The organism is Halobellus sp. GM3, from assembly GCF_052545375.1.
Window position 1 is genome coordinate 272,631 of the sequence record NZ_JBQWLT010000003.1, and the last position, 24,842, is coordinate 297,472.

Annotated in this window: 23 protein-coding genes; 18 read left to right on the forward strand and 5 right to left on the reverse strand. The window is 68.3% G+C overall.

Features of this window, described 5'->3' with window-relative positions:
• Positions 1-44: 44 nt before the first annotated feature.
• Positions 45-2,033, reverse strand: coding sequence for a DEAD/DEAH box helicase (locus ACT3HL_RS06705; protein ID WP_445086042.1), 1,989 nt, complete (start codon positions 2,031-2,033; stop codon positions 45-47).
• Positions 2,034-2,295: 262 nt separating this feature from the next.
• On the opposite strand from ACT3HL_RS06705, the gene ACT3HL_RS06710 reads away from it, so the two are divergent.
• The 4 genes from ACT3HL_RS06710 (at position 2,296) to thiD (ending at position 6,294) form a co-directional block, all read left to right on the forward strand.
• On the forward strand, positions 2,296-3,615 hold the full coding sequence (locus ACT3HL_RS06710; RefSeq protein ID WP_445086043.1) for a divalent metal cation transporter: 1,320 nt from the start codon (positions 2,296-2,298) through the stop codon (positions 3,613-3,615).
• Position 3,616: 1 nt separating this feature from the next.
• Positions 3,617-4,177 carry a hypothetical protein gene (locus tag ACT3HL_RS06715; protein WP_445086044.1) on the forward strand — a complete coding sequence of 187 codons (561 nt, stop codon included), beginning with the start codon at positions 3,617-3,619 and terminating at the stop codon, positions 4,175-4,177.
• 71 nt (positions 4,178-4,248) lie between these two features.
• Positions 4,249-4,932, forward strand: a complete 684-nt coding sequence (gene tenA, locus ACT3HL_RS06720; RefSeq protein WP_445086045.1) for a thiaminase II — start codon at positions 4,249-4,251, stop codon at positions 4,930-4,932.
• Positions 4,933-6,294, forward strand: coding sequence for a bifunctional hydroxymethylpyrimidine kinase/phosphomethylpyrimidine kinase (gene thiD / locus ACT3HL_RS06725; RefSeq protein ID WP_445086046.1), 1,362 nt, complete (start codon positions 4,933-4,935; stop codon positions 6,292-6,294).
• A gap of 36 nt (positions 6,295-6,330) precedes the next feature.
• Here thiD and ACT3HL_RS06730 read toward each other — a convergent pair whose 3' ends face one another.
• From ACT3HL_RS06730 to ribH, 3 genes are all read right to left on the reverse strand, one after another.
• Complete coding sequence (locus ACT3HL_RS06730; protein WP_445086047.1) at positions 6,331-7,707, reverse strand: MATE family efflux transporter; 1,377 nt, start codon at positions 7,705-7,707, stop codon at positions 6,331-6,333.
• Positions 7,708-7,797: 90 nt separating this feature from the next.
• Entirely contained in the window at positions 7,798-8,946 is a 1,149-nt protein-coding gene (locus ACT3HL_RS06735) for an aminotransferase class I/II-fold pyridoxal phosphate-dependent enzyme (protein ID WP_445086048.1), read from the reverse strand.
• The gene (gene ribH, locus ACT3HL_RS06740) at positions 8,943-9,347 is read right to left on the reverse strand and encodes a 6,7-dimethyl-8-ribityllumazine synthase (protein WP_445086049.1); all 405 of its coding nucleotides are present in this window, start codon (positions 9,345-9,347) and stop codon (positions 8,943-8,945) included. The genes ACT3HL_RS06735 and ribH overlap by 4 nt, the downstream gene beginning before the upstream one ends.
• Before the next feature lie 113 nt (positions 9,348-9,460).
• Between ribH and ACT3HL_RS06745 the strand changes: the two genes are divergently transcribed.
• The 14 genes from ACT3HL_RS06745 (at position 9,461) to ACT3HL_RS06810 (ending at position 24,128) form a co-directional block, all read left to right on the forward strand.
• A complete protein-coding gene (locus ACT3HL_RS06745; protein ID WP_445086050.1) occupies positions 9,461-11,560 on the forward strand; it encodes a flippase activity-associated protein Agl23 in 2,100 nt (699 codons plus the stop codon).
• Positions 11,561-11,703: 143 nt separating this feature from the next.
• Positions 11,704-12,891, forward strand: a complete 1,188-nt coding sequence (locus ACT3HL_RS06750; protein ID WP_445086051.1) for a 5-(carboxyamino)imidazole ribonucleotide synthase — start codon at positions 11,704-11,706, stop codon at positions 12,889-12,891.
• Between the two features lie 105 nt (positions 12,892-12,996).
• Complete coding sequence (purE, locus tag ACT3HL_RS06755; protein ID WP_445086052.1) at positions 12,997-13,647, forward strand: 5-(carboxyamino)imidazole ribonucleotide mutase; 651 nt, start codon at positions 12,997-12,999, stop codon at positions 13,645-13,647.
• Between the two features lie 91 nt (positions 13,648-13,738).
• The gene (locus tag ACT3HL_RS06760) at positions 13,739-14,152 is read left to right on the forward strand and encodes an NADH-quinone oxidoreductase subunit A (RefSeq protein ID WP_445086053.1); all 414 of its coding nucleotides are present in this window, start codon (positions 13,739-13,741) and stop codon (positions 14,150-14,152) included.
• The gene (locus tag ACT3HL_RS06765) at positions 14,149-14,859 is read left to right on the forward strand and encodes an NADH-quinone oxidoreductase subunit B (protein ID WP_445086054.1); all 711 of its coding nucleotides are present in this window, start codon (positions 14,149-14,151) and stop codon (positions 14,857-14,859) included. The genes ACT3HL_RS06760 and ACT3HL_RS06765 overlap by 4 nt, the downstream gene beginning before the upstream one ends.
• On the forward strand, positions 14,856-16,526 hold the full coding sequence (locus ACT3HL_RS06770) for an NADH-quinone oxidoreductase subunit D (RefSeq protein WP_445086055.1): 1,671 nt from the start codon (positions 14,856-14,858) through the stop codon (positions 16,524-16,526). Before ACT3HL_RS06765 ends, ACT3HL_RS06770 begins: the two co-directional genes overlap by 4 nt.
• A complete protein-coding gene (locus ACT3HL_RS06775) occupies positions 16,526-17,584 on the forward strand; it encodes an NADH-quinone oxidoreductase subunit H (protein ID WP_445086056.1) in 1,059 nt (352 codons plus the stop codon). Before ACT3HL_RS06770 ends, ACT3HL_RS06775 begins: the two co-directional genes overlap by 1 nt.
• A complete protein-coding gene (locus ACT3HL_RS06780) occupies positions 17,581-18,042 on the forward strand; it encodes a 4Fe-4S binding protein (RefSeq protein ID WP_445086057.1) in 462 nt (153 codons plus the stop codon). Before ACT3HL_RS06775 ends, ACT3HL_RS06780 begins: the two co-directional genes overlap by 4 nt.
• 110 nt (positions 18,043-18,152) lie before the next feature.
• Complete coding sequence (locus ACT3HL_RS06785; protein WP_103992159.1) at positions 18,153-18,413, forward strand: NADH-quinone oxidoreductase subunit J; 261 nt, start codon at positions 18,153-18,155, stop codon at positions 18,411-18,413.
• A complete protein-coding gene (locus tag ACT3HL_RS06790) occupies positions 18,410-18,766 on the forward strand; it encodes a proton-conducting membrane transporter (protein ID WP_445086058.1) in 357 nt (118 codons plus the stop codon). Before ACT3HL_RS06785 ends, ACT3HL_RS06790 begins: the two co-directional genes overlap by 4 nt.
• Complete coding sequence (gene nuoK / locus ACT3HL_RS06795; protein ID WP_445086059.1) at positions 18,766-19,068, forward strand: NADH-quinone oxidoreductase subunit NuoK; 303 nt, start codon at positions 18,766-18,768, stop codon at positions 19,066-19,068. Before ACT3HL_RS06790 ends, nuoK begins: the two co-directional genes overlap by 1 nt.
• A gap of 1 nt (position 19,069) precedes the next feature.
• Complete coding sequence (gene nuoL / locus ACT3HL_RS06800; RefSeq protein WP_445086060.1) at positions 19,070-21,091, forward strand: NADH-quinone oxidoreductase subunit L; 2,022 nt, start codon at positions 19,070-19,072, stop codon at positions 21,089-21,091.
• Complete coding sequence (locus ACT3HL_RS06805) at positions 21,088-22,614, forward strand: NADH-quinone oxidoreductase subunit M (RefSeq protein WP_445086061.1); 1,527 nt, start codon at positions 21,088-21,090, stop codon at positions 22,612-22,614. The genes nuoL and ACT3HL_RS06805 overlap by 4 nt, the downstream gene beginning before the upstream one ends.
• Positions 22,614-24,128, forward strand: coding sequence for an NADH-quinone oxidoreductase subunit NuoN (locus tag ACT3HL_RS06810; RefSeq protein WP_445086062.1), 1,515 nt, complete (start codon positions 22,614-22,616; stop codon positions 24,126-24,128). Before ACT3HL_RS06805 ends, ACT3HL_RS06810 begins: the two co-directional genes overlap by 1 nt.
• Positions 24,129-24,150: 22 nt before the next feature.
• Here ACT3HL_RS06810 and ACT3HL_RS06815 read toward each other — a convergent pair whose 3' ends face one another.
• A complete protein-coding gene (locus ACT3HL_RS06815; RefSeq protein WP_445086182.1) occupies positions 24,151-24,711 on the reverse strand; it encodes a DUF2249 domain-containing protein in 561 nt (186 codons plus the stop codon).
• Between the last annotated feature and the right edge of the window lie 131 nt (positions 24,712-24,842).

The window sequence follows — 24,842 nt, forward strand, 5'->3', positions numbered from 1 at the left end:
CGTCGAGATTCACACCGAAGGCTGATAAAATCCGCCGACAGCGCTCACCGCGAGGGGCGCTGGACCCCGTCGGTCCCGGTCGATCCGAGCCGCTGCCGGGCCGACTCGAAGATCCGAACGTCGGCGTCGAGCGTGGCGGCGAGCGCGTCACCGGCCCCGAGGAGCCACGCCGCGCGTTCGACGTGCGATTCGACGTCGCCCGGGCCGACGCGGTACCGCTCGACGAGCGTCTCGATCGTCGCGCCCTCGCTCCACTCGTCGAGGAGGCGCGCCAGTTTGACCGCGCAGAGCCACGCCTCGAAGTCGTCGGCGTCCTCCGACGCGGTCGTGAAGGCCGCGGCGTGGCGGGTCGCGAAACGGTAGACGTCGGCGCGCTCGCGGTTCCCGAGGTACGTCCCGCGCATATCGGGCGTCGCACAGACCACCCCGAGCGCGGTGAGCGGGCCGACGTTCTCGGCCGGCATCGACTCGATCGTCCGGATGCCCTCGAGGAGGCGCGCGCCCGTCTCGGGGCGGACGTACTGCCGGGAGACGGTCGAACCGAGGTCCGTCGCGGCGAGCGCGTCGCTCGCGCCACCGCTGTCGCCGTCGGGAGCGACCGTCAGTAACTCCATCCCAGCCAGTTCGTCGGCGACGGTGTCGAGCAGCCCCGAGAGGTCGACGTCGGGCGACTGGTGGGCGAAGAAGGTCGCATCGAGCAGGTCGAGGACCGCCGCCTTCGAGTCGGCGAATCCGGACGCGACGACCGAGAGGACGTGCGTCCGCAGCGCCTCCCGGGCGGTCAGCTGCGATTCGACGGCCTCGGGACCGGCGTCGACGTAGCGCTCCCAGAGGTCCTCGGCCGTGCGTTCGTCGCCGACGAGGACCGCCTCGCCGTACGGATCGAGATGCGGCCGTCCCGCGCGGCCGCACATCTGGTGGACCTCCAGCACCGGGAGCATCGCCATCTCCTCGCCGGTGTACCGCTGGAGGTCGCGCACGACGACGCGGCGCGCCGGGACGTTCACGCCCGCGGCCAGCGTCGGCGTCGCGCAGATCACGCCCAGTTCCCGGTCGCGAAAGGCGGCCTCGACGAGCGCGCGGTGCTCGCTGACGAGTCCGGCGTGGTGAAATCCGACGCCCGCCTCGGCCGCCGCGGCCAGTCGACGAGCCGTGCCCGTGTCGTCGACGTCCGTGATCTCGGCGGCGACGTCGGCGGACCCGAACGCGCCCGCGTCGAGATCGGCCGCGGTGAGCCGGGTCGCGAGCGCCTCCGCCTCCCGCCGGGAGCGCACGAACGCGAGGCACTGCCCCCCGGCGTCGATGGCGTCAGCGACGAGCGCGGCCGTCGCCTCGGTGTCCTCCTCCTCGTCTGCGCCCACCGTTCCGACGTCGACGGCGAGCGACGATCCGTCGTCGAAATCGACGTCGCCGTCGGCGTAGACGCCCGTCCGAAGCGACACCGGCCGCCAGGTCGACTCCACGAGGTCGGCGTCGAGCCACGACGCGATGTCCTCGGGGTTGTCGACCGTCGCCGAGAGCGCGACGATCTGGACGCCCGGCGCGCGGCGCTGGAGCGTCGCGAGCGTGACTTCGAGCGTCGGACCGCGGCGCTCGCGGCCGAGCAGGTGGACCTCGTCGACGACGACGCAGGCGAGCTCTTCGACCCACGTCGCGCCGTTCCGGATCGCCGAGTCGACCTTCTCTGCGGTTGCGACGACGATGTCCTCGCCGCCGAGCTCCTCGGCGGGCGAGTCGAAATCGCCGGTGGAGATGCCGACGCTCACGCCCGGTAACTCCGCGAACGACTCGTACTTCTCGCGGGCGAGCGCGCGGAGCGGAACGATGTACAGCGCCGGCCCGGCGGCGGTCAGCATCGCCAGCTCCGCGATCAGCGTCTTCCCCGACGCCGTCGGGATCGCGGCGACGACGTTCTCACCGCGGGCGACGCCGGCGTCGACGGCGGCCGCCTGCGGCGGATACAACTCTTCGATCCCCGACGCGCGGTAGTGCTCGCGGACGGCCGCGGAGACGGGAAGGTCCCGAACGTACACGTCACCGAGTGGGTCGGCATCACGTAAAAACTCGCGGGCGGTCGGGGCGTCCGGGGCAGTCGAGTTGGGCGGGGTGGTCGGGGCGTCCGGGGCAGTCGAGTTGAGCGGGACTGACGGAGTCGGACGGGATGGTTGAGGAGGGCGGGACAGTCGGGGCGGTCCGTGGACGAAGCCGGGCATCGCGACATCACACGATTTATAACTCGTGAATAAAACTCAGTGGTATGTCGGTGGCAGTCGATCCGTTCCGAGGTGTCGACCGATGAATATCCGAACAATAGGCGCGTACGCGGGATCGATGGGGCCGTCGTGGGTCGCAGGCGCCATCGCGGCCGGTCCGGCGACGATGGCGACGCTGATCACCGCCGGGGCGGGGTACGGCTACGACCTGTTGTGGGTCGTCATCCTGTCGGCCGTCGCCGGGGCGCTCGCGCAGTATCTCGCGATGCGTCTCGGACTACTCACAGAGCGGGGCATCGTCGGCGTGGTCGAAGACCACCTCGGCGAGTGGTGGGCGTGGCTGCTCGTCGTCGACGTCGTCCTCGCCGCCGGCGTCGCACAGCTCGTGATAATGAACACGCTCGCGAGCGTCTCCGCGACGATTACCGGCGTGGACGCTCGCCTCTGGGGAGTCACGTGGGCGGTCGTGCTCGCGGTCGGGCTCGCAGGGCGGGGGTACGATCTCCTCGAGACCGCGGCAAAAGTCCTCGTCGCGGGCGTCGTCGTCGCGTTCGTCGCCTCGCTGTTCGTCGTTCCCATCGACCCCGCCGCGGTAGCCGGCGGGTTCGTCCCGACGCTGCCCGGCGGCACCGCGCTGGTCGCCGCGGGTATTCTCGGCGGGGCGGTCCACATCACCCTCATCACGATGCACTCGTACACGATGCGCGCGAGGGGGTGGAGCGAGGACGAGTACGGCCTCGCGACGTTCGACGTTGGCGCGTCCATGCTCGTCGCGTTCGGCATCTACAGCGTCGCTATCTTCCTCGTCGCCGCGAGCGTACTCACGGACCCCGAACTCAGCACCGTGGCGGCCGCGGAGGCGCTCGGCCCGCTCGTCGGCGAGAACGCCAAGTGGCTCTTCCTCCTTGGGCTGGGTGGCGCGGCGGTCTCGACGCTCGGTGGGAACACCATCGTGCCGCCGTTCGTCCTCGCGGACAAACTCGGCTGGGGAACGACCGTCGAGGACGCGCGCTATCGAGCGCTGCTCGCCGCCGTTTCGCTCCTTTCGGCGTTCGGCTCCGTGCTCGGCGGCCGAGTGCTCGGCCAGCTCGTGCTCGTGCTCGCACTCGGGACGGTCGGGACGCCCTTCGCGATCGCGCTCGTCGTGTACCTCCTCAACTCCTCAGCGGTGCCGAGACCGGCCGCGACGGCGGCCAACGCGGGTGGGGTCGCACTCCTGCTCGTCTCGGGAGCGCTCGCCGCCAACTTCCTCAGAGAGCAGGTGGCGGGCGGCGTCACCCCGCTCTCTGGGGCGATTCTCGCGTTCGCAGCACTGCTCGCTGTCGCAATCGTCGGCCTGTTCGTGAAGTACGCCCGACAGCGGTTCGGCGGCCGCTCGGCGGCCACCGAGTGGACGAGTTGAGATGGACTCGCTGCCGTTTCCGCTGTCCGGTCGGCGGCTCGTGACCGGGCCGTCGAACGTCGGAAAGACGCGGCTGACCGCCCGTGCGTTGGAGGCGTGGGTGGGTGAGCACGGAAGCGACGGCGTCACCGCGTTGGATTTCGCCCCCGAACTGGAGCGAGACGGGCGGATACTCGGCGGGAGGCTCACACGGTTCAGCGAGGTCCCAGAGACAGTTTGGTACGGCGTCGTCGAGGCGCACGCGCCGCGCGCCGCGGGTGAGACCGAGTCGGAAACGCTGGCGCTCGCGGCCGAGAACGCGCGTCGGTCCCGCCGGATCGTCGAGTCCGCCCCCGAGAACCCCCGCGCAGTCTTCGTCAACGACGCGACCATCCCGTTCCAGTCGGGCGACGTCGGCGGATTGGGCGTCTCGACGCTCTTCGACTACTACGAGGACGCGGACTTCGTCGTCTGCAACGCCTTCGAGAGCGACGAGCTCGGCGTCGACGACCGCGTCTCTCGGAACGAACGCGCGGCGCTCGGTCGCCTGCGAGCGTGGGCGGACAGCGTCGTCGAACGCTGATCGCTCGCCGGGGTATTCTCCAGTTGTATACGTTGGTTATATCACGCCGGGGCGGGACCGAACGGACGTAGATGGGTTTCAGCGACCACCTGCTCGAAACCGGGACTGACCTCTGGGATGCACAGTTGCGTCATCCGTTCGTCCGCGAGTTAGCGGACGGCAGCCTCGACGAGGCGGCGTTCCGCGTCTGGCTTGAACAGGACTACCTGTACCTGCTCGATTACGCGCGGACGTTCGCGATTCTCGGGGCGAAAGCGACCGACGAGCCGACGATGGCTCACTGCTTCGAGGTGGCCACCGCGGTCGTGGGCGAGGAGATGGACCTTCACCGCTCGTTCGCCGCAGAGTACGGACTCACTGCCGCTGATCTGGCGGCCGCCCGAAAGACGCCGACCTGCGAGGCCTACACCAGTTTCCTGCTCCGAACGGCGCGGGAGCGTCCGCTGGCGGTCGGAGTCGCCGCCGTCTACCCCTGCGGGCAGGGGTATGCAGACGTCGCCGAGGAGATGGCCGAACTCGCCGACGGCCGGCACAGCTACACGCCCTTCATCCGGAAGTACACGAGCGACGCGTTCGTCGAGTCGGTCGCGTGGATGCGCGAACTGGTCGATCGCTGCGCGGAGGCACACCCGTCGCTGCGCGGGGAGATGGCGGCGGCGTTCCGCCGGAGCGCCGAACTCGAATACGCGTTCTGGGAGATGGCCTACACCGGCGAGGAGTGGCCGAGCGAGCGCGCTAGCGCGGAGGTGGTGTGAATGGCGCTCACCCGTGAGGTCGCCCTCACGATCGCCGGATCCGACAGCGGCGGCGGCGCTGGCGTCCAAGCGGACCTCAAGACGATGGAGGCCCTCGGCGTGTTCGGCACGAGCGCTGTGACGAGCGTCACCGCACAGAGCACCCGCGGAGTCGACGCGATTGAAGACGTCTCGACGGACGTCGTCGAGGCGCAGATCCGGACCGTCGCCGAGGACTTCGACGTCGGAGCCGCGAAGACGGGGATGCTCAGCACCGCGCCGATCATCGAGACGGTGGCCGAGTGCCTCGCCGAGTACGACTTCCCGCTGGTAGTCGATCCCGTGATGATCGCTCAAAGCGGCGACCGGCTCCTCGATGCCGAGGCGGAAGCGACGCTCAGCGACGAACTGCTCCCCCGCGCAGCGCTCGTCACCCCGAACCGTCCCGAGGCGGAGGCCCTGACGGGAACGGCGATCGAGGACGAGGACGACATGCGCGCGGCCGCCGCGGCGATCGTCGATGCGGGGCCCGCGGCCGCCCTCGTGACCGGCGGGCATCTCGGCGGCGACGAACTCGTGGACGTCCTCCACGCTGACGGCGAGACGCGGACGTTCCGGGCGCGGCGTCACGACACCGAGCACACCCACGGGAGCGGCTGTACGCTCTCGTCGGCCGTCGCTGCCGGTCTCGCTCGCGGCGACGATCCGCTGAGCGCCGTCGACCGCGCGGAGTCCGTCATCGACCGCGCGGTTCGGTACGGGCTCGACGTCGGCGGCGGTTCCGGCCCGGTTCAGCACCAAGCGACGATCCGCAACGACGCCGCGCGGTACGAGGCGATAGCCGGCGTCCGCGAGGTCGTCCGGGCGCTCCGGGACCGCGGCGCGTCAGCCCTCGTTCCCGAGGTCGGGCTGAACGTCGCGGTCGCGACGCCGTACGCGATGGGGCGAGACGAGGTGGCCGCCGTCGAGGGACGGGTCCACCGGACCGAAGCGGGCGTGGCCCCGACCGGCGGCGTCCGTCTCGGCGCGTCGAGTCACGTCGCCCGCCTCCTCCTCGCGGCCCGGTCGTACGACCCGACCGTCACCGCGGCGGCGAACGTCCGCCTCGACGACGCCGTCGCGGCCGCGGTCGACGAGCGGCTGGACGCCGTCGAGGTCGACCGGACGACCGAGCCCGACGCGTATCCGACCGAGCAGCGGGAGGGCGGGACGATGGCGTGGGCGGTCGAGCGCGCGATGAGCGGGAGAGAGACGGTTCCCGACGCGATATACGACCGCGGCGCTGTCGGCAAGGAAGCGATGTGCCGACTGTTCGCCGCGTCGCCCGCCGAACTGCGGAACAGGCTGCTGCGGGTTCACGCCGCCGTCGACGACGCGGCGTGAGCCCCGAGGGACCGATCGCGCCGTGAGGGGCCGGGATCACCCGTCGGTACCCTCCCGCTCGTCGATCATCCGCGCGGCCAGTTCGATCCACTCGTCGTCGAGGACCGCGCCGCCGACGATGGCGGCGCGGGCGACGTACGAGAGCACGATCCCGACGAAGACGCCGGACAGCCCGAACCCGAGCGTGATCGCGAGTAGATACGAACCACCGAGGAGGAAGACGTACGAGCCGACCACGCCCGCGTAGAGCGGCGTTCGCGTGTCGCCCGCGCCCTTCAGCGCGCCCGCCAGCGGGAAGAGGAACCCGATGACCACCAACGCGACGGCGAACGCGCGGGTGAAGCCGGTCGCGAATCCGATCGTCGCCGCGTCGCGGGTGAAAAGCGTCGCGAGCGGTTCCGCCGCCACGAACAGCAGCGCGCCGATCGATCCGAGCGTCGCGAGACCGAACAGGGCCACGATCGCCGCCGTCTCGCGGACCTCCTCGGACGAACCCGCGCCGAGTGCCTGCCCCACGAGAACGCTCGAAACGGTTCGAAACGCCCGGTAGAAGGGAGCGGCGAACTGCTGGTAGATGCGTTTTGCGACGTGGTAGGCGGCGTTCGCCTCGGTCCCGAACAGGAGGACCAGCGAATTGAAGGGGAAGTACGCGACTTCGGTGCTCAGACCGCCGAGGATGTCGGGAACGCTCACTTCGAGCAGCTGTCTGGTGAGAAGCAGCCCCCGAGGCCGCGCGAGCGACACCGCCGAACGGTCGCTGTTGAAGACGGCGACGACGAGCAGCGCCTCGAGGGTCCGACCGACCGCCGTCCCGATCCCGACGCCGACGATTCCCAGTCGCGGCGCGCCGAGGAGCCCCAGTCCGAGCGCGACCGACAGGAGGATGTTCAGGCCGGTCGCCCCGGCGTTTATCACCATCGGCGTGCGGGTGTCGCCGGTTCCCTGCAACGCCCGCGCGCCGACGAAGCCGACGATGCGCATCGGCGCGGCGGCGAAGACGATCGCCAGGTAGCGGCCGCCCTCCCGGGCGACTGCGGACTCCGCCCCGAGCAGAGCGATCAGCGACTCGCTGAACAGCGCTCCGACGAGGACGAGCGGGAGCCCGCAGAGTAAGCCGATGAGCAGCGCCTGCGTGACCGCGTGGTCGCGGGTGACGCTGTCGCCGCGACCCGTCTCCTGACTGGAGAGCGCGATCGCCCCGCTGCCGAGCCCCATCCCGATGCGCAGCGGGATCCGCGAGTAGAGGTCCGCGAGACCGATGGCCGCCACCGCGACCGGCGAGAAGAAGCCGGTGACGAGGATGTCCACCGTCCGCATCAGCGTGTTGAGCGCCTGCTGGAGGGCGACCGGCCAGCCGAGACCGAGCGTCTGTCGACCGACAGCGGAGATTCGCTCGCGGGGTATTGAGAGCAACGACTGGGCGTCCGCGTGCCCGGAGGAAATAGGTACCGTCAGTCCGGTGGTCGCGGTCGCGTCGACGGGGCCGACGCTGGCGCCGAGCGCTCAGAGATAGCCGTGCTCGACGAGCCGATCGACCGCCTCGCGGAGCCGCTCCTCGCTGGCGGCGTAGGAGATCCGCGCGTAGCCCGGCGAGCCGAACGCCGAGCCCGGGACAGTCGCGACGTGGGCGTCTTCGATCGCGCCGGCGCACCACGCCTGATCATCGTCATCGACGGGCAGCATCATGTAGAACGCCCCGTCGCCGACCGGGACGTCGAGGCCGTGCTCCTCGAAGAGGTCGACGAGCATATCGCGGCGCTCGCGGAAGGCGTCGCGCATCTCCGTGACGGCGTCGTCGGTGTTCTCGATCGCCTCGAGCCCCGCGTGCTGGACGAAGTTCACCGCACAGGAGACCGAGTGCGAGTGCAGCTTCGCCGCCTGCGAGATCACCGACTCGGGCGCGTGGATGTAGCCGAGCCGCCAGCCGGTCATCGAGTAGGCCTTCGAGAAGCCGTTTATCGTGACCGTCCGGTCGCTCATTCCCGCGAGCGAGCCGAGGCTGGTCGGCTCGACGTCGTAGGTGATCTCCTGATAGATCTCGTCGGAGATGACGGTGATGTCGTGCTCGACCGCGAGGTCGCGGACGCCTTCGAGCGCCGCGTCGGAGTAGACCGCGCCCGTGGGGTTCGACGGCGAGTTCACGACGAGCAGTTCGGTGTCGTCGGAGACCGCGTCGCCGAGGTCGTCGAGGGCGGGCTCGAGCTGGAAGTCGTACGGCGCGAGGTCGACGCGGTTGAGCGAGCCGTCCGAGAGCTTCGCCATCGCCTCGTAGGAGACCCACGCGGGGTCGAGGAGGACGACCTCATCTCCCCCATCGATGAGCGTCTGGAACGTCTCGAAGAGCGCCTGCTTGCCGCCGGGCGTGACGATGACCTCGCTCGCGTCCGCGTCGATCCCGTCGTCTCGGAGCTTCGCGGCGATCGCCTCTCGGAGCTCCGGGATCCCGTTCGAGGGCGTATATCCCGTGTGTCCGGCGTCCATCGCCGCCTTGCCCGCCTCGACGACGTTCTCCGGCGTGGGGAAGTCGGGCTCGCCGACCGAGAGGTCGACGACGTCGACGCCGTCTGCTTCCAGTTCGCTCGCCTTGTTGCTGATTGCCAGCGTCGCGCTCGGTTCCACCCGTTCGACGCGGGCTGCGAAGTCGAAACTCATGACAACGTCACCACCATATCGACCGCGGCGTTTACCGCTTCCGCACCTTTCTCGATCCGCTCTCTCGCCTCGGCCCCGCTCTGTCCGGGGCCGGAGACGCCGAACGTGACCGGAACGTCGCGGTCTAAGCTGACTTCCGTGAGCGATTTCGCCGTCGCGTCGGCGATGACGCGGTCGTGGTCGGTGTCGCCGGTGACGATCGCGCCGACGACGGCGACCGCCTCGACGTCCTCGCGCCGCGCGAGGCGGTCGGCCGCCAGCGGCGAGTCGTACACGCCGGGGACCGACAGTTCCGCCGCGATCTCGATGTTTCGCCCCGAGGCGGCCTCGCGGGCCGCCGCCGCCATCTCCTCGGTGACCGACGCGTTGAATTCGGCCACCACCAGTCCGAGCGTTACCATACCCGAGCGGTTCCGCGGCGGCGTCAAAATCCTATCGGCACGCCGGCGGCAACCACAACTGGTCGGATTTACAAACACAAGAGTTGTAACGGCGTAGTGGTCACTGAGTGACAATGAGCCCTGACGAGGGTCCGCGCGAGCCTCGTGATGCGCCCTCCGCCGCCGCTGACGACCGATCTGAGACCGGCAGCGGACCCGCTGAGTCCGCTGACGACGGATTCGACGACGATACCGGGTCCGCTGACGTCGCTGGCGACGAACTCGACGAGACCGACAACGGGCCCGCTGAGTCCGCTGACGATGGATTCGACGGCGACAACGGGTCCGCTGAGGCCGCTAGCGACGAACTCGACGGCGACAGCGGATCCGACGAGGTCGACGATGCGTCCACTGGCCACGACCGTGTCGACTACACCACGTCCGCTCCCGTCGCCGGCGACCCGCCCGCGGCGGCCCGCGGGCGTTCCCGCCGCGTCCTCCTCGGCGTCGTCGCCGTCGCCGCCGTCGCGCTCGCGCTCCGGATCGTCGCGCTCGGCGGGCGGGTCTTCCACTGGGACGAGGGGCGCGTCGGCTACTGGATCCTCCGGTATCACGAGACCGGCGTCCACACCTACCGCCCGATCGTCCACGGCCCGTTCCTGCCGATCGTCAACGACTGGCTGTTCGTCCTGCTGCCGGCCTCGGACTTCTCCGCGCGCCTCCCGGTCGCCGTCGTCGGGGGACTGCTCCCGCTCGCCGCGTGGCTCTTCCGCGAGCGGCTTCGGGACACGGAGGTCCTCGCGCTCGCCGCGGTACTCGCCTTGAACCCGCTGGTCGTGTACTACTCGCGATTCATGCGAAACGACGTCCTCGTGGCCGCGTTCGCCGTCGTCGCGCTCGGACTCGTCGTCCGCGGGTTCGACACCGGCCGGCTCCGCTATGCGTTCCCGGCGGCCGCCTCGCTGGGACTGGCGTTCACGACGAAGGCGAACGCGATCCTCTATGTCCTCTGCTTTCTCGGCGCCGGCGCGTTGCTCGCGGATCACCGGCTGATCGCGGCTCGCGCCCGCGGCGAGTCCGGCCGCGCCGTCTTCGCGCGGTGGCGCGCGGCGCTGGCGGGTCGTCTCCGCGCGCACGGGCCGACCACCGGAGCGTCGCTCGGGCGCCTCCTCGGTACCGCCGCCGGCTCGGTCCTCATCTTCCTCGGCATCGTGGTGTTCTTCTACGCGCCGCGGCCGGACCTCTGGCAGGCGCTCGGAAACCCCGCGCAGCTACCGGGAATCCTCGACGCGGGCACCGTCGGCGCGGCCGAGAAGCTCGTCGACACGTGGGGCGGCGGGAGTCACCAAGACCACCCGTACCTGCCGTATCTCGCCGACCTCGCGGAGACGCTCGTGTACGGCGCGCCGGCGGTCCTCGCGTTCGCGCTTCTCGGCGTCGTCGTCGACCGCTACGGGATCCGCGGCGAGGGTCCCCGCGAGATCGTCACGTTCGCGACGTACTGGGCGATCGCGTCGCTGTTCGGCTACCCGATCGCGACCGACATCCAGGCCCCGTGGGCGGCCGTCCACGTCGTCGTTCCGCTCGCCGTCCCGGCGGCGGTCGGCGTCGGGTTCGTCGTCGATGCCGCGCGCGAGGCGCTCGCCGCGCGCGACACTGTGAGCGTCGGTCTCGCGGCGCTCGTCGTCCTCGCGGGGGTCAGCGGGGCGGCCGCCGGGAACGCCGCGTACTTCAACTCGACGGACGAGGCGGACAAGCAGGTGCTGCAGTGGGCCCAGCCCGAGAATTCGCTCAAGCCCACGATCGAGGTCGTCGGCGAGGTGTCGGACGCGAACGACGACGGGGCGGACGTCCTCTTCGTCGGCACGCGACCGCCGAGCGGCGACGGCGAGGTGTTCTACGTCCGCGACGAGTCGTCGCTCCGGACGGCGCCGCCGGGCGGGCCCGCGTGGCACGACCGGCTGCCGCTCCCGTGGTATCTCGAGCGGTACGGCGCGAACGTCACCAGTTCGCCGCCCGACGCCGAGCCCGCCGAGGCGCTCGCCGATCCGCCGCCGGTCGTGATCGCGAAGGACTACGACCGCAACGCGGTGTCCGCGGAGCTGTCGGGGTACGCCGCCTTCGAGCACAAATTCCGCCTGTGGGGCGACAACGTGGTCGTCTTCATCGAGCGCGAAGAGCTGCGGCGCGTCGCGCCCGAACGCGCGGCGGACGCCTCCGGCGAGCGCACCTGACCGCGCGCCGGCGCGGAGGGCACAGCCCCGTCAGCGTCGGACGGAGACACAGACTCGCCGGCGCCTCTGAGATATCCACGTCCGTGGCCATTGACTCGTCAGATTCGGCAAAGCTTATTCACTATCCTCCAGTACGGTCGCCCGTGACCGTCACCGTACCCGGACCGACACTCGGCGTCGTCGGCGGCGGCCAGCTCGGCCGGATGCTCGCCGAGGCGGCCGCCCCGCTCGGCGTCGAGGTTGTCGTCCTCGATCCCACGCCGGAGTGCCCCGCCGCGCCGGTCGCCAGCGGGCAGATCGTCGGCGACTTCGACGACCCCGAGGCGTTCCGCGAGCTCGCCGCCCGCGTCGACGCGTTGACCTTCGAGATCGAACTCGCGGACGCCGAGCTGCTGGAGAGCGTCGCAGCGGAGTTCGATCTGTCGGTGAACCCCGCTCCGGAGACGCTGGAGACGATCGAGGACAAGCTCATACAGAAGCGCGAACTCGGGGAGGCGGGCGTTCCGGTCCCGCCGTTCCGGCGGGTCGACGACGCGGCGGACCTCCGAGCGGCGCTCTCGGAGTTCGGCGACGTGATGCTGAAAGCCCGCACCGGCGGCTACGACGGCCGCGGGAACGTCCCCGTGACCGACCCCGACGACGCCGAGGCGGCGATCGAGGCGGTCGGCGGTCCCGCGATGGCCGAGGCGTTCGTCGACTTCGAGCGCGAGCTCTCGGTGATCGCCGTGCAGGGCGACAGCGAGGTCCGCACGTTTCCCGCGGGCGAGAACGTCCACGAGGCGGAGATCCTGCGGGAGACGATCCTCCCCGCGCGGACCACCGAGGACGTGCTGGCGCGCGCCGACGCGGTCGCCCGCGAGGTCCTCGGGACGCTCTCGGGCCGCGGCGTCTTCGGGATCGAACTGTTCGAGACCGGCGACGGAGAGATACTCGTCAACGAGATCGCGCCGCGGCCGCACAACTCCGGGCACTGGACGATCGAGGGAGCGAGGTGCTCCCAGTTCGAACAGCACGTCCGCGCCGTCCTCGGGTGGCCGCTCGGCTCGACGCGGCTCCGCTGCCCGACGGTGATGGCGAACGTCCTCGGCACCGTCGAGGAGCCGCGGCCGGCGCGACTCGGAACCGTCGAGGCCGTCCTCGGCGATCCGGACGCCTCGCTGCACTGGTACGGCAAAGACGAGGTCCGCCCGCTCCGGAAGATGGGCCACGTCACCGTCACGGGCGACGGCTCGGCGGACGGCGATGCGGCCCGGACCGCCGACAGCGGAGCGCGCCCCGGCGACCTCCTCGCGCACGCGAGAGAGATACGGGACGCCCTCCGCTTCGAGTAGCACGGAACGCCCGCCGCTTGGAGTAACGCGATCGAGACGCACGCCGCTTCGAGTAACACGGGACGCCCCGCCGCGTCGCATTCCGACTAAGACACAGCACACACGATGACTGACTACACGCCCGACACCGACTCCGACGTGACCGTACAGGAATTGATCGACCGTCTCCGCGAGGAGGCCGACGCCGACGTCGACCCCGACGCGACGCCCGACGTCGGGATCATTATGGGTTCGGACTCCGACCTCGACGTGATGCGCGGCGCGCACGAGGCGCTGGACCGCCTCGGCTTCGCCGAGCAGACCGACTTCGCGGACGCGCCCGATGCCCGCTTCACCTACGAGACGTACGTCGTCTCCGCGCACCGGACGCCCGAACTGATGTACGCCTACGGTGAGACGGCCGCGGCCCGCGGCCTCGACGTCGTCATCGCGGGCGCCGGCGGGAAGTCCGCCGACCTGCCGAACATGACCGCCTCGATCGCGTACCCGCTCCCGGTCGTCGGCGTGCCCGTGCAGGAGAAGTCCGTCGACTCCGTCATCGGGATGCCCACCGGCGCGCCGATCGTCGCCGTCGACGCCGGAAAATCGTTCAACGCCGCGCTGTCGGCCGCACAGATCCTCGCTCGCGAGCACAACGAACTGCGCGAGCGGCTGGTCGAGTACCACGAGGCGCTCGTCGGGGAGGTCGCCCGCGACTCCCGCGACCTCCACGACCTCGGGGTCGATTCGTACGTAGAGCGCCGCAGCGACGGATAGCCGCGAGCTCGTTCGTCGGCGCGCGTCCGGCGTATAAATCAACGCTTATGGGGGGGCACTGCTAACTGCCGAACGTCAGGGAGACTACGGAATGAGTGAATGGATCGCAATCGGGGCCCTCGGGCTCGTCGCCGTCGGAATCCCACTGGGGATGATGGCCGTCTCGGCGATACTCCGCCCGTCGGTACCCGAACAAGGTAAACGCGCCACCTACGAGAGCGGCGAGGTGCCGACCGGAACGGCGCGCGTCCAGTTTAACATCCAGTACTACATGGTCGCGCTGCTGTTCCTCGTCTTCGACATCGAGACCGTTCTCATCTTCCCGTGGGCCGTGATCTACCGGCCCGCACTGGAGCAGGGAGTCGCCCTCTCGACGGTGTTGCTGCCGATGCTCGCATTCGTCGGCATCCTCATCGTCGGACTGGTCTGGGCGTGGCGCAACGGCGCAGTCAGATGGGTCAAAAGCCCGCTGGCGAACCGCCGGAAGACGGAGAGAAACGCATGAGTAGCGAACGAGACACACCATTCGTCACGGACGACACGCAGGTACAGACCGAGACGCGGGACGCCCGGATGACGGGCGGCGGCGCGGACGACCGGTTCAACTCGAAACTCCGGGAGGCGTTCGGCTCCACGCCGTTCATCCTCACGAAGTTCGACCAGTTCATGAACTGGGTCCGCGGCTCGTCGATGTTTATGCTGCAGTTCGGGATCGCCTGTTGCAGCATCGAGATGATGCACACCTACTCGGTGAAGCACGACCTCGACCGGTTCGCGGCCGGGGTCCCCCGCGCGTCGCCGCGGCAGGCGGACGTCATCATCGTTCCGGGGACGATCGTCTCGAAGTTCGCCCCGCGGATGAAGCGCGTCTACGACCAGATGCCCGAGCCGAAGTTCGTCGTCGGGATGGGCTCCTGTACGATTTCGGGCGGCCCGTTCCAAGAGGGCTACAACGTCATCAAGGGCGCAGAGGAGGTCATTCCCGTGGACATCCACGTCCCCGGCTGTCCCCCGCGCCCGGAGGCCCTCATCTACGGCGTCGCGAAGCTGCAGCAACGCATCGCCGAGGGCGAGTCGAGCCCGGTGACGGTCAAGCCGTACGAGCTCGAGCAGTTCAACGACCTCGAACAGGACGAGATCGTCGAGAAACTCGCCGAACAGATCGACGAAGACGACCTCGTGATGCGGTACAACTGGGCTGATTCGCCATGAGCCTCGAAGAACCCACCCCCGAAGACGGCGCGGTCGAGGTGCTCCCGACCGGGGGCGACGAGATCGCCGAGCTGCTCGGCGACTTGGTCGTCGACCGCGAGGAGCACGTCAACGCGCCCGGATTCGTCATCCGGCCGGACGCGGTCCAAGAGACGCTCCGCCGCCTCCGCGACGAGGCCGGCTTCGATCACCTCTCGTGTGTGACCGCCGAGGAGCGTGAGGATCGCTACGAGTCGATCTACCACCTCACGAGCTTCGACGACAGACAGCGGGAGGCCAGCGTCGTCGTCCCGACGCCGAAGGACGAGCCCGTGAGCCAGTCCGCAGAGCCGGTCTTCCGGACCGCCGACTGGCACGAGCGCGAGGCCTACGACCTGATCGGCATCGAGTACGACGAGCACCCGGACCTGCGCCGGATTCTGCTGCCGGACACGTGGCAGGGACACCCGCTCTCGCAGAGCTACGACCAGGACCGCCCGCAGATCGTCACGCTCAAAGAGTGGGAGAACCCCCTCGCGGAGGACCACCGCGAGGAGGAGGGGGACACGATGTACGTCAACATCGGCCCGCACCACCCCGCCACCCACGGCGTCCTCCACGTCAAGACGGTCCTCGACGGCGAGCAGGTCGCAGACGTCGATCCGGACATCGGCTACCTCCACCGCTGCGAGGAGCAGATGTGCCAGACGAAGACCTACCGCCACCAGATCATGCCGTACCCCGACCGCTGGGACTACGCGTCGTCGGGACTGCTGAACGAGTGGGCGTACGCCCGCGCCGCGGAGGACCTAAACGACATCGACGTGCCGGAGTACGCACAGATCATCCGGACGATGGGCTCGGAGTTCTGCCGCATCGCCTCCCACATGCTCGCGGTCGGGACGTTCGCGCTCGACGTCTACGGCGACTTCACCGCGATCTTTATGTACGCGATGCGGGACCGCGAGAAGGTGCAGAACGTGCTCGAAGAGCTCACCGGCCAGCGGATGATGTTCAACTACTTCCGGCTGGGCGGCGTCGTCTGGGACCTCCCGGAGCCCCGCGAGGAGTTCTTCGAGATGATCCGTGACTTCCTCGACGACCTCCCGCAGGCGCTCGAGGAGTACCACGACCTCATCACCGGAAACGAGATCCTTCAGGCCCGAACGATCGATACGGGCGTGCTCCCGCCGGAAGTCGCGAAGTCCTACGGTGCGACCGGCCCCGTCGCCCGCGGGTCGGGAATCGACTACGACCTCCGCCGCGACGACCCCTACGGCTACTACGACGAGCTCGAGTGGGACGTCATCACCGAGGACGGCTGCGACAACTTCAGTCGGCTGCTCGTCCGGATGAAAGAGGTCGAGGAGTCGGCGAAGATCATCGAGCAGTGCGTCGACCTGCTCGAGGACTGGCCCGAGGAGGAGCGGACGATCCAATCGAACGTCCCGCGCACCCTGCGCCCCGACGACGACACGGAGATCTACCGCGCCGTCGAGGCCGCAAAGGGCGAACTCGGGATCTACATCCGCGCGGACGGCACCGAAAAGCCCGGCCGCTTCAAGATCCGCAGCCCGTGCTTCTCGAACCTCCAGACGCTGCCTGAGATGAGTGCTGGAGAATACATCCCGGACATGGTCGCGTCGCTCGGGAGCCTCGACATCGTGCTCGGCGAGGTGGATCGGTGATGATTCCGCTGCAGTCGCAGGTCCTCCTCCCCGAGCGCATCGCCGGCCTGCTCGGGCTGTCGGGGACGGTCGGTCAGATCGTCGGCGGTCTGCTCGGCGCGTTCCTGATCGCGAACCTCCTCTTGGTCCAGACGGCCGTCGCCGGCCCGTGGGCCAAGCGGAAGATCACCGCGGCGTTCACCGACCGCATCGCGGTCAACCGGATCGGTCCGTTCGGACTGCTGACGATCGTCACCGACGCCGTCCGACTGCTCTCGAAAGAGCTCGTGATCCCCGAGGGCGTCGACCGCCCGGCGTACGACCTCGGGCCGCTTCTGGTGCCGTTCTCGGCGCTGCTCGGCTTCGCGGTGATCCCGATGGGCAACGGCATCCACCTCGCGGACCCCGAGACGGGGCTCGTCTTCGCCTTCGCGGCGTCTTCGATCGCCTCTCTCGGACTGGTGATGATGGGCTACGCGTCGAACAACAAGTACTCGCTGCTCGGCGGTCTGCGGGCGATCGCATCGAACATCGCCTACGAGATCCCGCTCGTCGTCACCGGGGCGTCGGTGATCATCTTCACCGGCACGCTCCAGATGAGCGAGATCGTCGCACAGCAGACCGACCCGCTCTTGACCATCGCCGGCGTGACCATCCCGCAGTGGTTCGCGTTCGTGAACCCGTTCGCGTTCGTGCTGTTCGTGGTCGCGAACCTCGCGGAGGTCGGCCGCAACCCCTTCGACGTGCCGGAAGCGCCGACCGAGATCGTCGCCGGGTACCAGACCGAGTACTCCTCGGTGTACTTCGTACTCATCTACCTCGGTGAGTTCATCCACATCTTCCTCGGCGGCGCGCTCGCGGCGACGCTGTTCCTCGGCGGGCCGGCCGGACCGGTCCTGCCGGGATTCGTTTGGTTCACGATCAAGATCTGGGCGTTCTATCTGTTCACCCAGTGGGCGCGCTCGGCGATCCCCCGCCTCCGCGTCGACCAGTTCCTCGACGTCGGGTGGAAGGGAATGCTCGTGCTCTCCTTCGCGAACCTGGTGCTCACGGCCGTAATCGTGGGAGTGATAGCATGATCGGCGTACTCAAATCGATGGCGACGACGATGAAGCACGCGCTGGACGGGAAGACGTTCACGGTCGAGTACCCGGACGTCGCCCCCGAGGTGAGCCCCCGGTTCCGCGGGGTCCACAAGTTCAGCCAAGAGCGCTGTATCTGGTGTCGACAGTGCGAGAACGTCTGTCCGAACGACACGATCCAGATCGTCCAAGACGACCAGCGCAACGGCGAGCAGTACAACCTCCACATCGGCCAGTGCATCTACTGCCGGCTGTGCGAGGAGGTCTGCCCCGTCGACGCCATCCTGCTCACGCAGAACTTCGAGTTCGTCGCCGACACGAAAGATGACTTCGTGTACAACAAAGAGCAGTTGAAGAACGTCCCGTGGTACAAGGACATCGACCCGCTCAACTCCCGAGAACCCGACCGCGGCGCGTGGATCGGCGAGGGGGAGGGCGAGGTGGATTACCAGTGAGGTGACCCCTCACTGCGTGGGACAGGCCGCCGATCAAAGTCCGCTCGGGGCGGAATCCGCCCGCGGACTTCTCGAAATCTTCAAAGGGATACCTCAAGGAGACACACACAATGGTTTATGAAACCATCGCGTTCGCGCTGTTCGCCCTCGTGACCGTGGGCTGCAGCCTGGGCGTCGTCCTCGTGCGGGACGTCTGGCACTCCGCACTCCTACTCGGGGGCGCGCTCTTGAGCGTCGCGGTGCACTACGTGATGTTGCAGGCGGAGTTTCTCGCCGCCATGCAGATCCTCGTCTACGTGGGCGGGGTGCTCATACTGATCACGTTCGCCGTGATGCTGACGCGCACACAACCGGAGGTGAGTAGCACATGACCACGAAACCGGAACTGAACCTCGGATCGCACCTCGTTCCCGGTCTCGCCGCCGCGGCGCTGTTCGTCGTGATGGCCGCAGCGATCCTCGCATCGACGTTCCCGGACCCGCAGGGGTTCGCTGAGGGCGCGAACATCACGGCCAGTATCGGCTACGCGATGTTCAACCTCGACCTCGGCGACGTCGCCGGCGAGAGCTTCCTCGTCGCGTTCCTCCTCATGGCCGTCACGCTGGACGTCGCACTCGACGGCGCTGTGCACCTCGCGACGCGCGAGAGCAGCGAGGGCCGGACGCTCATAGCCGACGGCGGCCGAGAGCTCAAACGCACGCTGTTCGGCGGGGGTGAGGAGTGATGGTGCCGCCGGAGTATTACCTGCTCCTCTCCGCGGCCGTCTTCTGTATCGGCCTGTTCGGCATCCTGACCCGGCGCAACGCGCTCTTGTTCCTGATGTCGGTCGAACTGATGTTGAACGCCGCGAACATCAATCTCGTCGCGTTCTCCTACGTCTGGGGCAACGTCACGGGACAGACGTTCGGGCTGTTCGTGATGGCGCTCGCCGCCGCCGAAGTCGCGATCGGGATCGGGATCATCCTGGTGCTGTACCGCAACTTCGACAGCGTCGACGTCACTGAGGCAGCGACGATGAGGTGGTAAGATGGCAGGAATATTCGACTTCGCACCCGCGATCGTGTTGTTGCCGTTCGTCTCGTTCCTCGTCGCGCTCGCGTTCGGCGACCGCCTGCCGAGAGGCGGCGCGGAGGCCGGAATCGCCGCGACGGCGGGGTCGCTCATCCTCGCAATCGCGACGGTGCTGACCGTCGCCGGGGGACAGACGTACGACGCGACCATTTACACGTGGGCCGAGGGGATCGACGCGGTCGATCTCACGTTCGGCATCCTGATCGACCCGCTGTCGGCGATGATGCTGCTCATCGTGACGCTCATCGCGTTCCTCGTCCACGTCTTCAGTCTCGGCTACATGAACGACGACCCCGACGAGACGGGGCTACCGCGCTACTACGCCGGCCTCGGCCTGTTCACGGCGTCGATGCTCGGCTTCGTCGTCGCGGACAATCTGCTGATGGCGTTCATGTTCTTCGAGCTGGTCGGACTGTGTTCGTACCTGCTCATCGGCTTTCACTTCCGCGAGCCGGGTCCGCCGAGCGCGGCGAAGAAGGCGTTCCTCGTCACCCGGTTCGGCGACTACTTCTTCCTCGTCGGCGTCGTCGCGGTCTTCGCGACGTTCGGCACGGCGGCGTTCGCCGGCTCGGAGTCGTTCCCCGCGCTCGCCGAGGCGGCGCTCCGCGGCGAGGCGACGGTCAACACGCTCGGCTTCGCGCCGCAGACGTGGTTCACGATCGTCGGCCTGCTCGTCCTGGGCGGCGTGATCGGCAAGTCCGCGCAGTTCCCGCTGCACACGTGGCTGCCCGACGCGATGGAGGGCCCGACGCCGGTCTCGGCGCTCATCCACGCGGCGACGATGGTCGCCGCCGGGGTCTACCTCGTCGCGCGGATGTACGGCTTCTACGCCATCTCGCCGACCGCGCTCGCGATCATCGCCTTCATCGGCGGCTTCACGGCGCTGTTCGCGGCGACGATGGGGCTCGTCAAGCGCGAGATCAAACAGGTGCTCGCGTACTCGACGATCTCACAGTACGGGTATATGATGCTGGCACTCGGCGGCGGCGGCTACGTCGCCGCGACCTTCCATCTGATGACGCACGCCTTCTTCAAGGCGCTGCTCTTCCTCGGTGCGGGGTCGGTCATCATCGCGATGCACCACAACGAGAATATGTGGGACATGGGCGGACTGAAAGACAAGATGCCCGTCACCTACTACACGTTCCTCTCGGGATCGCTCGCTCTCGCGGGCATCTTCCCGTTCGCCGGCTTCTGGTCGAAAGACGAGGTCCTCTATGAGACGCTGCTCCACGGTCTCGACGGTAACGTGATCCTGCTCGCGGCCTACGCGATGGGGCTGCTCGCCGTCTTCTTCACCGGCTTCTACACCTTCCGGATGGTGTTTCTCACCTTCCACGGGAAGCCGCGGACGCAGACCGCGGAGGATCCCCACGGCGTGCGCTGGAACGTCAAGTTCCCGCTCGCCGTCCTCGGCGTGCTGGCCGCGACGGCCGGCCTCGTGAACATGGTTCCGGTCGCAGAGTTGACCGGACTCCACATCGAGTACCTGCACCAGTGGCTCGAACACGGCATCGCTGGGCTGACGACCGAGCACTACAGTACGCTGCTCCACGACTTCGCCGGGTACGGTGCAGCGGGGCTCCACCTGAGCCCGCTGCTTCCGGGCGCGGTCTCGCTCGGTCTCGCGCTCGCGGGATCGGGCGTCGCGTACCTCCTGTACAACGTCCCCGAGCCGATCCGGCACACCGATCGGCTCGGGCGCATCAAGACGCTGCTGTACAACAACTACTACCAAGACGAGTACCAGGTCTGGCTGGCCAACGGCGTCACGCGCCCGGTCGCGCGCGTCGCGAACAAGTTCGACGGCGGCATCGTCGACGGCGTCGTCAACGGCGTCTCGGGCGTCAGCCTGTTCGCGGGCGGACGCGTCCGTCGCGTTCAGACGGGCGTGGTGAGTAACTACGCGGCGCTCCTCACGCTCGGGCTGACAGCGCTCATTCTGGCCTTCGGCCTCCTCGGAGGGTGGTTCGTATGATTATCGAAGCGCTCATCGCAGTCACGTTCCTCGCCGCGCTGGTCGTGTTCGTCGCTCCCGACGAGTACGCCGGTCGACTCGCGGCGGCACTCAGCGCGCTCCCGGTCCTCGGGAGCCTCTGGATGTGGGCACAGTACGACGCGAGCGGGAACGCCCTTCTGGGGGGTTCGATCGCGTTCGAGACGGACGTCGTCTGGCTGACGCTCGGCGGCCTCGACCTGCACTGGTTCGTCGGCGTCGACGGCATCAGCCTGCCGCTTATCGTCCTCACGACGATTCTCACGACGCTCGCGATCGTCAGCGCGTGGACGCCGATCGGCGACCGCAAATCGCAGTTCTACGGGCTGATGCTCTTCATGGAGGCGAACCTCCTCGGCGTGTTCACCGCGCTCGACTTCTTCGTCTGGTTCGTCTTCTGGGAGGCCGTCCTCGTTCCGATGTACTTCCTCATCGGCGTGTGGGGCGGTCCGAACCGCCGCTACGCCGCGATCAAGTTCTTCGTGTACACGAACGTGGCGTCGCTCGTGATGTTCATCGGCTTCATCGCCCTCGTGTTCGGCCTCGGAGACTCAGTGTCGTCGATGCGCCTCCCCGAGATCGCACAGGCGCTCCGCGCCGGCGACCTCGGCGGCTTCGCGGGCCTCGACGCCGCGACGCTGAAGCTGGTCGCCTTCGTGGCGATGTTCCTCGGCTTCGCGGTGAAAGTCCCCGTCGCGCCGCTGCACACGTGGCTGCCGGACGCTCACGTCGAAGCGCCGACGCCGGTGTCGGTGATGCTGGCGGGCGTCCTCCTGAAGATGGGGACGTACGCCCTGCTGCGGTTCAACTTCACGATGATGCCCGACGTCGCGACCGCGCTGGTCATCCCGATTGCGGGGATCGCCGTCATCAGCGTCATCTACGGCGCGATGCTGGCGCTCGCCCAGCAGGACCTCAAGCGCATCGTCGCGTACTCGTCCGTGTCCTCGATGGGGTACGTCATCCTCGGACTCGTCGCGTACACGACCTACGGGGTCGGCGGCGCGACGTTCCAGATGATCGCGCACGGGCTCATCTCCGGGCTGATGTTCATGGCGGTCGGCGTCATCTACAACACCACGCACACCCGGATGGTCGGCGATATGTCCGGCATCGCAGACCGGATGCCCGTCACCGCCGGCATCTTCGTCGCCGGTGCGTTCGGCTATATGGGACTGCCGCTCATGGCCGGCTTCGCGGGCGAGTTCTTCATCTTCAAGGGCTCCTTCGAGTCGACGGTCCACGCGGGGATGCCGCTGTTCACGGCGGCGGCGATGTTCGGCATCGTCATCGTCGCGGGCTACCTGCTCTTTGCGATGCAGCGCACGCTGTTCGGGCCGTTCAGCTTCGACGACGAGTACGAGATCACGAACGCGCCGTTCCACGACGTCGCGCCGCTGGCGGTGCTGTTGCTGCTCACCATCGTGCTCGGCGTCGCGCCCGACCTCTTCTTCGGGATGATCCAAGACGCGGTTAACCCGATCCTCTCGGGAGGTGGGCTGTGATGGTCGACGCGCTCGCACTGCAGGCGGAATCCGTCGCGGCTTGGACGGCGCTCCTGCCGGCGATCCTGCTCGGACTGACCGGGCTGGTGCTGCTCGGCATCGACACGCTGTCGCCGAAGCGGACGAGTAACGCGCTCCTCGCGGGCGTCTCCGCCGCCGGATCGCTGCTGGCGTTCGGTGTCGCGGCGTGGTTCCTCGTCGCTGGAACCGGACAGGAACACACCGGCGGTGCGATCTCGCTGTTCGGCGACTCGCTCGTCGTCGACGGGATGAGCCTCTTTTTCACACTCATCTTCACGGTCGTCACCGCGATGGTGGCGGTCGCCGCCTACGACTACCTGCGCGGTCACGCACACCAAGCGGAGTTCTACTCGCTGGTGCTCTTCGCCGCCACGGGGATGACGATGATGTCGATGGCGAACTCGCTCGCCACGGTGTTCATCAGCCTCGAACTCGCCTCGCTGCCCTCGTACGCGCTCGTCGCGTTCCTGAAGAAGAACCGCGGCAGCGTCGAGGCAGGCCTGAAGTACTTCCTCATCGGATCGGTCTCCTCGGCCGTGATGGTCTTCGGTATCAGCCTCGTCTACGCCGTCACGGGATCGCTCGTGCTCGGCGACGTGGCCGCGGCCCTCGGCGACACCGAGATGGCCGGCGTCCTCGGCATCGGCGTGCTGATGCTCGTCGGCGGCGTCGCCTACAAGACCGCCTCCGTCCCGTTCCACTTCTGGGCGCCGGAGGCCTACGAGGGCGCGCCCGCGCCGATCTCGGCGTTCCTCTCCTCGGCGTCGAAGGCCGCCGGCTTCGCGGTCGCGTTCCGCGTCTTCGTCGAGGCCTTCCCGCTGGGAGCGATTCCGGCTGGCGTCGACTGGGTGCTCGCGTTCCAGGTGCTCGCCGTCGTCACGATGACGCTCGGCAACTTCGCCGCGGCGACGCAGGAGAACGTCAAGCGGATGCTCGCGTACTCCTCGATCGGACACGCGGGCTACGCGCTCATCGGACTCGCGGCGCTGACGGCGGGCGGTCCGAACGGTGACGTGCTCGGGGCATCGATGGCGCACCTGCTCGTCTACGGCTTCATGAACACCGGTGCGTTCCTGTTCATCGCCCTCGCCGAACACTGGGGCGTCGGCCGGACGTTCGAGGACTACAACGGGCTTGCGTCTGTGGCGCCGATCGCGGCGGTCGCGATGACGGTGTTTATGTTCAGCCTCGCGGGGCTGCCGCCGTTCGGCGGCTTCCTCTCGAAGTACGCCCTGTTCTACTCGGCGATCGAGTCAGGGTTCTGGTGGCTCGCCGCCGTCGGCGCGGTCAACAGCGCGCTGTCGCTGTTCTACTACAGCCGCGTCGTCAAGGCGATGTGGATCGAGTCGCCCGCGGGCGACTTCGAGATCGAGAACCGGCCGGTCGGCCTGTACGCCGCGGTGCTGTTCGCCGGCATCGGAACGATGCTGCTCCTGCCCGGCTTCGGCCCGGTCATCGAGACCGCCCAAGCCGTCGCCGCCGCGCTGTTCTAGGAACCCACCTTTTTTTCGCCGTTCAGAATGGGGCTCCCTCTTCTACGGGGTCTAATGACGCCTCTTCGCCTTCGCCGAGTTTCCCGACGAGCACTCGGAACTCCCCGGGTTCCTTCTGTCGATACTGCCAGTGAAATTCCGGTCCCTCCTCGGCGGCGAACTGATGATACAGCGGCTTCGGGTCGTGGTCGTTGACGAGGGCGAACGCTTCACCCCGTTCGAGGTCGTCGTACGCCTTGAAGATCAGCTCGTGGCGACGAGCGGGCGGATACTCCCTGACATCGAGTTCTTGGCTAACTTCGACGTCGAGGTTCTCGTCGGATTCGGACGCTGCTCTCCCGTCTCTCTCGGCCTCCTCACCGTCGTGGTGTGTGTGCTGGTCGTGACCGTGGTGGTGGGCCTCCTCCCCGGAACAGGAGCCCGATTCGGCGTCTTCACCGTCGACGTCCGTCCGCTTCGTGATCCGGACGGCGACGCGGCCCGGTTCCTGCTCGACGATCCGCCACTCGAAGGCGTCGACGTATCGCTGCTGGAACTCCTGTTTCAGCCAACTGTGGATACTCCGTTCGGGCGCGTTTGTCAGTGATCTTCACGACGAGGACCGACCCGTCGTCGAGGTCGTCGAGCGATTTTTGCACGCGGACGATACCACTCGCGCAGCCGCGACCCCGATTGTCTTCAACTCACGCCGAGAGTCGGTCCCCGAGATCGGCC

Bases quoted from the DNA above. Each gene is read 5' to 3' on its own strand.
- ACT3HL_RS06810 (WP_445086062.1), top strand. From the start codon at position 22,614: ATGGTCGACGCGCTCGCACTGCAGGCGGAATCCGTCGCGGCTTGGACG.
- tenA (WP_445086045.1), top strand. From the start codon at position 4,249: ATGGGTTTCAGCGACCACCTGCTCGAAACCGGGACTGACCTCTGGGAT.
- ACT3HL_RS06745 (WP_445086050.1), top strand. From the start codon at position 9,461: ATGAGCCCTGACGAGGGTCCGCGCGAGCCTCGTGATGCGCCCTCCGCC.
- nuoK (WP_445086059.1), top strand. From the start codon at position 18,766: ATGGTGCCGCCGGAGTATTACCTGCTCCTCTCCGCGGCCGTCTTCTGT.
- ACT3HL_RS06735 (WP_445086048.1), bottom strand. From the start codon at position 8,946: ATGAGTTTCGACTTCGCAGCCCGCGTCGAACGGGTGGAACCGAGCGCG.
- ACT3HL_RS06765 (WP_445086054.1), top strand. From the start codon at position 14,149: ATGAGTAGCGAACGAGACACACCATTCGTCACGGACGACACGCAGGTA.
- ACT3HL_RS06760 (WP_445086053.1), top strand. From the start codon at position 13,739: ATGAGTGAATGGATCGCAATCGGGGCCCTCGGGCTCGTCGCCGTCGGA.
- ACT3HL_RS06790 (WP_445086058.1), top strand. From the start codon at position 18,410: ATGACCACGAAACCGGAACTGAACCTCGGATCGCACCTCGTTCCCGGT.
- ribH (WP_445086049.1), bottom strand. From the start codon at position 9,347: ATGGTAACGCTCGGACTGGTGGTGGCCGAATTCAACGCGTCGGTCACC.
- ACT3HL_RS06770 (WP_445086055.1), top strand. From the start codon at position 14,856: ATGAGCCTCGAAGAACCCACCCCCGAAGACGGCGCGGTCGAGGTGCTC.
- ACT3HL_RS06710 (WP_445086043.1), top strand. From the start codon at position 2,296: ATGAATATCCGAACAATAGGCGCGTACGCGGGATCGATGGGGCCGTCG.
- ACT3HL_RS06780 (WP_445086057.1), top strand. From the start codon at position 17,581: ATGATCGGCGTACTCAAATCGATGGCGACGACGATGAAGCACGCGCTG.
- ACT3HL_RS06805 (WP_445086061.1), top strand. From the start codon at position 21,088: ATGATTATCGAAGCGCTCATCGCAGTCACGTTCCTCGCCGCGCTGGTC.
- thiD (WP_445086046.1), top strand. From the start codon at position 4,933: ATGGCGCTCACCCGTGAGGTCGCCCTCACGATCGCCGGATCCGACAGC.
- purE (WP_445086052.1), top strand. From the start codon at position 12,997: ATGACTGACTACACGCCCGACACCGACTCCGACGTGACCGTACAGGAA.
- ACT3HL_RS06715 (WP_445086044.1), top strand. From the start codon at position 3,617: ATGGACTCGCTGCCGTTTCCGCTGTCCGGTCGGCGGCTCGTGACCGGG.
- ACT3HL_RS06775 (WP_445086056.1), top strand. From the start codon at position 16,526: ATGATTCCGCTGCAGTCGCAGGTCCTCCTCCCCGAGCGCATCGCCGGC.
- nuoL (WP_445086060.1), top strand. From the start codon at position 19,070: ATGGCAGGAATATTCGACTTCGCACCCGCGATCGTGTTGTTGCCGTTC.
- ACT3HL_RS06785 (WP_103992159.1), top strand. From the start codon at position 18,153: ATGGTTTATGAAACCATCGCGTTCGCGCTGTTCGCCCTCGTGACCGTG.